At 46.1% G+C, this 6,247-nt stretch carries 6 protein-coding genes; all 6 read right to left on the bottom strand.

Annotated elements, in window-relative coordinates; genetic code table 11:
• Positions 1 to 193 (bottom strand): hypothetical protein (locus J7J01_00870; protein ID MCD6209443.1); only part of this gene is annotated, 193 nt, incomplete at its 3' end.
• Between the two features lie 34 nt (positions 194 to 227).
• On the bottom strand, positions 228 to 1,451 hold the full coding sequence (locus tag J7J01_00865) for a UbiD family decarboxylase (protein ID MCD6209442.1): 1,224 nt from the start codon (positions 1,449 to 1,451) through the stop codon (positions 228 to 230).
• Positions 1,452 to 1,475: 24 nt separating this feature from the next.
• Positions 1,476 to 2,948 carry a replication factor C large subunit gene (locus tag J7J01_00860; protein ID MCD6209441.1) on the bottom strand — a complete coding sequence of 491 codons (1,473 nt, stop codon included), beginning with the start codon at positions 2,946 to 2,948 and terminating at the stop codon, positions 1,476 to 1,478.
• Positions 2,949 to 3,016: 68 nt separating this feature from the next.
• A complete protein-coding gene (locus tag J7J01_00855) occupies positions 3,017 to 3,967 on the bottom strand; it encodes an ATP-binding cassette domain-containing protein (GenBank protein MCD6209440.1) in 951 nt (316 codons plus the stop codon).
• 31 nt (positions 3,968 to 3,998) lie between these two features.
• Positions 3,999 to 5,645 carry a phenylalanine--tRNA ligase subunit beta gene (locus J7J01_00850; protein ID MCD6209439.1) on the bottom strand — a complete coding sequence of 549 codons (1,647 nt, stop codon included), beginning with the start codon at positions 5,643 to 5,645 and terminating at the stop codon, positions 3,999 to 4,001.
• Positions 5,646 to 5,691: 46 nt separating this feature from the next.
• On the bottom strand, positions 5,692 to 6,247 hold a 556-nt coding region (locus tag J7J01_00845), incomplete at its 5' end, for an adenylyl-sulfate kinase (protein MCD6209438.1).

The raw sequence follows: 6,247 nt of genomic DNA, 5'->3' as shown, positions 1-6,247 counted from the left end.
TATGATTATTCATAGCAACATTGCATAACATCGGACATACGATTACGCTACGGTGCTTTGCACCTCCGCCCAAATTCCGCAAGAGTCGAACTTCGTATACCCGCAAAACGGCAGTCGCAATTTGAAAGTTCTCGTAAGAAAGTGGTGCTCGCAGTTGCTTCGCAACAGGTGGTGTGGTCCCGCAACGCCCCATTCATAGGAAGCGGGCAGGCTGCTATTGCAGCGTCTCAACCTCTGGTTGCATCAATGCCAACCTTTGTAGTTACCCCATTCTTTGAGGATGGATCGAGTGACGAGCCCCTTACACCCGGTATCGTGACCCCATCTTCACTCCAGCGAACCCGTGTCGCTATTGCGTATTCCACCTCTTCGGGTTTAAATATGTTTACATCAGAATCAACGACCACAACGAGCTTCAAACTCGGATGTGCAGCAAAAGCAGCAATAATCGCATTCTTCGCTTCGCCCTCTACCTCCTTCTCTATCTGCACCACCGCATGTAGATAGCAACAACCTCCTTCTGTCAGTACCACATTCCTCACCCGTGCCACACGCTCCACAGCCCTGTATATTAGTGGCTCATAGGGCACACCCATCAACAGTCTGTGTTCAGCACCAGAAGGGACTATGGCATGATAAATCGGATTCCTTCTATGATATACCCTCGTGAGCTTGATTACAGGCTCCTCCCTTATCTTATCATAAGTACCGGTGATATCCATAAACGGACCTTCCTTTGCCCTATCTCTGCTTATATAACCCTCAATCACAATCTCCGCATGTGGCACTGCCACGCCATTATCCAGCCTGAAGAGTTCCACAGGCTTATTCATCAATACCGATGCATATTCAAACTCCCTGCCTGGTGGTACCCGTGTTGCAGCCGCGAGTAGGATCAAGGGCGCAACACCTATCGCTATCCCCACTTTTAAGTCCTCACCACGTTCCATCGCCTCTCTATGCATCTTATACAGGTGTCGTGGCGGAACGAGCCTCACAGCCAGCCTCTTATTGTCCAGTACCAACATACGATGGATGGAAGCATTGCGTATACCATCCAGTTCCGCAACAACCACACCACCCGTGATATATGCACCACCATCACCATTGAAATATCTCAGTATGGGTAACTTACTCAAATCAGGCTCTTCTATCTCCTCCTTCGTCCCTGAATCCTCTATTATCCTCACTTCACCCCCTTCACCGCTCTCCGGTAATCCAGCGAGGTAGGGTGCGATATTATAAGGTGTTGTGCCAAGCAAATCCGCCAGCACCTCTCTACTGCACACCGCATTCATTATGACCCTGTGGATGCCATCAACAGCATGGAAGAATACAGGCTTATCCTTATATTTCAGTCCGATAGATGCAGCTTCGTAGCGCGATGACACACTGTGCTTAATCTCTATTAGCGCTCCTGTCTCCTTCAACTTATCTTTATATGCCCTCATTCAACATCACCACGACCCCATACATCATAAGGATAAGAAATCGGTCAAAGATCTCTGTTTTGTATCTCCCTCCGCCCTTACCTCTTCTTCTTTTTCTTCCTTTAGTACTTTTTCTACTCTTTCTTCTTCTACTTTTACTTTTACTGACGTTTCTACATTCGCTTCGCTTATCTCACCGATATGCTTATGCTTATCATATCCATCTCCCTTTGTTAGGGTTATGGAATCCTGGTACACGCGCTTCGCTATTTTGGTATCGTTGGTCAAGAACGCGATCTGTGGTATGTCCAGCCGCAGTAACTGCGTTATAGTAACCGCTTTCTGGTGGTTTTTGAAGAAGAACTTCATAAACGGGAGTATATAAAACCTGGCATAGCTCTGCGGGACTTTGCAGTAGGCACTTATCTTCGCTGCTATCTCATCTGTTATCGGTTCATGTCTCCTATCCGCAGCCCGAACTCCTCGCTGCCAGGGCGACCTGAAACGAATACGGGGGTAGCGCATAAAGGATACGCCACAAACCATCAGGCTGGAAGCATAACGCCAGAATTTGAAGTTCTCACGATTGCGTGTCCTGCCTAAAAAGATATCCGCTCTACTGAGGTAACGCAGGGCATGCAATATATCTGCATCTTCCATCAGCTCGCTCGGCAGGTTCTCGTAGACCCAGCTTATACTCTCCTCTGGCGTCTTATCAAGTGAATATAGCGATGCGATAGCTTCCCGGATGTCCGTCACAGTCACAGGTGAGTATATCTTCCTCAGAACTTCAAATATAGTCTCATTAGCGTCTCGCTCGCCCGTTACTATATCCGCCTCTTCTACTCTTTCACCACCTGATGATATAGAGAGTGAGAGTGCCTGTAAGTCGTTAATCGCTGACCTCAAATCACCATTTGCATTGCTTGCCAGGATATACAATACATTATCTTCCACATCTATACCCTCTCTGATGCATATTTTGCGGAGCACACGATAGATTCGTTCTGGTCTTAGCCTTTGAAAACGAATCAGTCTGCAATTTCGCTGTAATGCTTTACCCATCCTGTATAAATCGTTTGCAATCAGGATAACAGGCTGTGAACTCTTCTTTACTATCTCTGTTATCGCTCTTGTTCCTCCACGGTCTTCCTTACCATGCAGGTTGTCCGCTTCGTCCAGAATGATCAGTCGTGTCCTTCTGCTGAACGTGTTACTCCGGGAAGCATGACCCACAATGCTCTTTATCACTCCCTCATTCCTCTGGTCTGAAGCATTCAGCTCTATAACCTCCCAGCCCATATCAGATGCGAGCGCATAAGCTGCAGAGGTCTTACCACAACCAGGTGGCCCATGGAGTATAGCTGCTCTCTTCACTTTTGCACTCTCAGTACCGATATTAATAGCCTCTGCCCATGCTCGCAACTCGCCTATCGCCTTATCATTGCCCACAACTTCACTCAACTTCGCTGGTCTGTACTTCTCAGTCCACTCCCCGCTGCTGCTTATTTGGGTCACTCTGTCCTCTCTTTAATATCAATATCCTCACGCATTTTTAATTTTAAAATTAAAGATTTATTCTTTATTTACTCCCTTATCCCTCTTCCTGTGAAATGCAGAAATACATCCTCCAGGCTTGGTTTCCTCAAATTCACCGCTCTTATCTCTATCCCCTCACGTGCTGCGAGCTCCATAATCGCAGGTATTCTAATATCCGCTCGTTCCATCTTCAATATCACATAGTTGTGATACACTTTCATATTGCGTATGAAATCGAGCTTCTTGAATACCTCTATATTATCGGCATCACCGGCATTGTTCAGCTCCAGACTAACCATATCCGAGCCTATCAAATTCTTCAGGTTCTCCGGTCTATCAAGAGCGATTATCTTACCATGGTCCATGATTCCCACACGGTCACAGAGATAATCCGCTTCTTCCATATAATGCGTGGTCAATACAATCGTTACACCCTCTTCTCTGTTCAACTCCTTTATATAATTCCATATCGTCCTCCTTGTGTGCGTATCCAACCCCAGGGTAGGTTCATCCAGGAACAGGATTCCGGGATGATGCATAAACCCCCTCGCGAGTTCCAGACGACGTTTCATACCACCTGAGTACTTATCCACGAGCAAATCAGCCTTATCTTCCAGCTCGACGAGCTTTAAAACCTTCTCTAACCGTTCCTCACGCTCCTTTCGCTTCATGCCATACATCCTCGCATGAAAATCCAGGTTCTCCCTGCCTGTCAACCGCCAGTCAAGAGCGGGTTCTTGAAATACGACCCCTATAGCTGCTCTCACACTATCTTTATGCTTAGTGACATCAAAACCTGCAACCCTTGCAAATCCAGAAGTGGGTTTCAGTAGCGTGGTCAATGTCTTTATCAGGGTTGTCTTACCTGAACCGTTTGGTCCAAGCATTCCAAATATCTCTCCGTTTTCCACATTGAAAGATATGTGGTCAAGAGCAACGATAGCACCACCCCTATTATCAAATCGCTTTGTTAAATTCTCCACTTCTATCGCTTTCATCACCACATTCTCTTTAATTCTCTTTAGTTTATTAGTAAACATCCAGTTCAAATCCAACAACCGGATAGTCCAGCCCGAAATTGAGGAGCACCTGAGGGTGTATCTCGCCAAATACGCCCTTTTTATGGCCATCTATCATTATATCTGCTCGTCTGCCTGCTAAGAAGGCATCATCAGCAGACTCCACCACCTCTACTGCTCCATCTCTATCTCCATTACCATGACCCAGCTCCTTCAGCACTGCATCCACCACCGATTTAACCTCCGCGAAGTTAGCAGTTGCATGTATAGATAGAGAAGCAAGATGCTCTTGCTCCTTGAAGTCCTTTATTACGGGACCAACCTCGAAGATACGCTGTGGCATGTCCCGATGCTTATTAGAGGCAAGGATTTCGAGCAAATTCGGTAATATCGAACATCGTAGCATTGTAAGCTCGCTACTGATAGGTGATGCAACCTTTATAGCACCAGATTCCTTGTCCTGTGCTCGCTGCATCAGTTCAAACTGCTTCCTCGCTGAGGTCAATATGAAAGTAATCACCTCAAAATAGCCTAATCCGGTCATAATCTCTCTTATTATGCTCTTACGCTCCTCAACTGGATGCTCCTCGCCTATAACTGAAACTGAGGTCGTGGGATTCTCTGGCTTTATCCTGTTATAACCATACCCAATGGCTATATCCTCAATTATGTCCCGGGTATGGATTATATCATACCGATAGGCAGGCATTTTCAATTCTATCTTGCCGCCGGGAATGACCTTTGCATCAAACCCCATCCGTGCACAGCTCCGTTTGCACTCTTGTTCCCCCAGTTCTATACCAATAAGCGAGTTGATATCGTCCATTGATATCTCCATCTTCTTGGGCTCTAAACGCGGGGTTTCATTATCCCCATCCGGGTAGTGTATTGATACCGATTGGATTCGTCCACCGCGTTCAACGAGTGCAGAAACTACGATATTAAGGGCGATTGAGACGTTCATATCCATGCCGGTAACATCTATGAATATGTCTGTGGTGGATTCGGTCACCCTTGTCAGCTCGGCATTGATAATAGGAGGGAAAGATAGGGTATTTCCTATGGAATCCAGAATCAATGGATATTTATCCTTACCTTTGAGAATATAACCGTATGCAACACCTTTTGGATGCCGTGCTAAGATCTCTGACAGGCTCATCTCTTCTTTATAATCAAGTGGTATAAAAGCGAATCCAGGGTCTGCCGCGAGATATTTGAATGGTGGTTTTATTTTCTTAAGGTCATGCAAGCCTATCGCAATCTTCGCTCGGTTTCGACCGATTCCACGGTGCAAATGCTCTTGAAGCTGCATCAACGATTCTATTGCATTTGAATCAAGATGAACATCCTTCGCAACACCACAAGCGATATAGGGTCGAACTGCCCTTACCGAAGGGTCTACAACCATCTCGATGCCTGACTTCTCCACCTCGTAATGTACCAACCCGGGCTCAACCTCCAGAAATTGCCTTAACGCCCGAGCGACACCTTCCACACTGAATAAATCCGGGCGGTTAGGGAAGAACTCCACATCCATATACTCCGATTCTACACGTTCTACATCTGCGGGCATCAACGGCATTTGCTCTTTTATCCGCTCAATGCTTATTCCTGTTAGGCTCTCCAAATCACTATAAGGCAATCTTATTACGGGCATCTTCACTATACATAAAATAAATATAATATAAACGCGTATTAAAAACTTACAACCAGCCTTTTTCCTCTATAAACTCTTTTACTTTGTCCACACACTCTTCCACGGACATCCTCTCTGTATCCACAATAACCTCAGGATTCAAAGGCTCTTCATACGGTACATTTACACCTGGTACTGTCGCTCCTTCATCCACTGCCTTCTTATAGATGAAGGCAGGTGCATGTACCGCTATCCTGGTACTCTCCCGCTTCATGCATGTCTCCAGAGAGCACTTCACGTACACTTCTGCGAAATTAGGGATGCTCTTACGGGCTCTCGCTCGGTATCTACTCCTGTTCGCCGTGGCATCTATTATCACCGGCTTACCACATTCAATCACCATCAACTTTGCCATATAAACCAGAGCAGCATATACAATCTCACGTTCTTTCTCCGAATATGATGGCTCTGGTGTTATAAATCGCCTTATCTCATCGAGCTCAAGCACCTTCACGTCTACTTCAGCGTCTACCAGTATATCGCGCACTTTCTGCGCTATTGAGGTCTTACCACTACCCGGTAAACCTGTTATCCATATTGCCCAGCTCATCTTGATGCTTGAT

The organism is Methanophagales archaeon, from assembly GCA_021159465.1.
Taxonomy (GTDB): domain Archaea; phylum Halobacteriota; class Syntropharchaeia; order Alkanophagales; family Methanospirareceae; genus G60ANME1.
Note: the sequence above shows the minus strand (reverse complement) of the source record. Positions and strands in the feature narration are given on the sequence as shown.